This window comes from Allobosea massiliensis (assembly GCF_042655245.1).
Classification (GTDB): domain Bacteria; phylum Pseudomonadota; class Alphaproteobacteria; order Rhizobiales; family Beijerinckiaceae; genus Allobosea; species Allobosea massiliensis.
The window spans coordinates 1-1,293 of sequence record NZ_JBHSLU010000141.1; the positions used below are offsets into that span (position 1 = coordinate 1).

1 protein-coding gene is annotated in these 1,293 nt (G+C 64.0%); it reads right to left on the reverse strand.

Going from position 1 to position 1,293, the window contains the following annotated elements:
- Positions 1-138: 138 nt before the first annotated feature.
- Entirely contained in the window at positions 139-1,218 is a 1,080-nt protein-coding gene (locus tag ACFPN9_RS27845) for a transposase (protein ID WP_377817951.1), read from the reverse strand.
- Positions 1,219-1,293: the final 75 nt, after the last annotated feature.

Sequence of the window (1,293 nt, forward strand, 5' to 3'; positions counted from 1 at the left end):
CTGGACACCCGCAAGAACCCTCCGATTTCTGGCGCTCTGATGGGTTCGGTGCAATGTCTGCCTGATGATCGGCTTCGGGCTGCCTGAGGGCCGGCGCTTTGTGCCGATTTCGGCGATTTTCATCCGCCCTGGGCAGATTCATCCCATGGCTTTTGCCCGTTCGTGGAAGATCAGGCGGTCGAAGTTGTAGGCGATGTTGGCGAGCGTGAGTTTGGCCTCGGCGCGCGCCAGGCCGATGGTGCGGATGAAGAGGCCGAACCTGTTCTTCTGGTGGGCGAAGACGTGCTCGACCGCAGCCCGGATCGCCGACTTGCCGGCATTGGCGCGCGCGACATGCTTTGGCATCGGTCGTCCTGGCGGCTTGCGGCGATGGATGCGGCTGACCAGCATCTTCGCCGCCAGGCTTTTCTCGTTCGTCTGTGACCGGTAGGCGCTGTCGGCCCAGACCTCGGAGGAGGTGTTCTGCGTCGTCACCAGGCGCGTCAGCATCCGCCCATCGGCCTGCGCCGCCGAGGTCACCGCGCTCTCCCGGATGAAGCCGAAGCGCCGATCGATCGCGATGTGGGTCTTGTAGCCGAAGACCGGCAAGGCGATCTGCGGCAAGGGTGTGCCGTCGGGCCGATACCGGATCTTGCCGCCGATCTTCAGCGTCCAGCGCGCATCGACGTCCTTCTGCGCTGCCTTGCTGGGTTCGTCGGGCCAGATCTCCTTTGCCGTCCTGCCAGCCTTGATCGCCTCCTTCTCCGCGTACGTGTTGCGCTGCTTGGGCGCCGGCACGAGGGAGGCGTCGACGATCTGCCCCGACATTGGGATGTAGCCCTTCTTCTGAAGCTGCCAGTCGAAGGCCTTCATCACCCGCCGCAGCGTACCGGTCTCGGTCAGCCTGTTGCGGAAGTGGCGGATCGTGTTCTCGTCGGGCGTCGGGCCGCCGAGATCAAAGCGCAGGAAGCGCATCCAGGACAGACGGTCCCGGATCATGAACTCCATCTTCGCGTCGCTGAGATTGTGCTGCGCCTGGAGGATCAGCGCCTTGAACATCGAGACCGGATCGAAGGGCGGGCGCCCGCCCTTGGCGCCATCGCCGTAGCCAAGGCCCTCGACCAGCCAGCCACGGAAATACTCAAAGTCGATCGTCGCTTCGAGCGTCTCCAGCGGATCGCCGATCTGGCTCAGCCGCTCCAGATGCTCCGACAACCCGAAAAACGACCGCTGTTCCATCGCAATCCGCCCCGTGCGCCGAGGGGAGATGGAATCATAAAATCAGCAAGCGCGGTAGGTTCTTGCGGGTGTCCA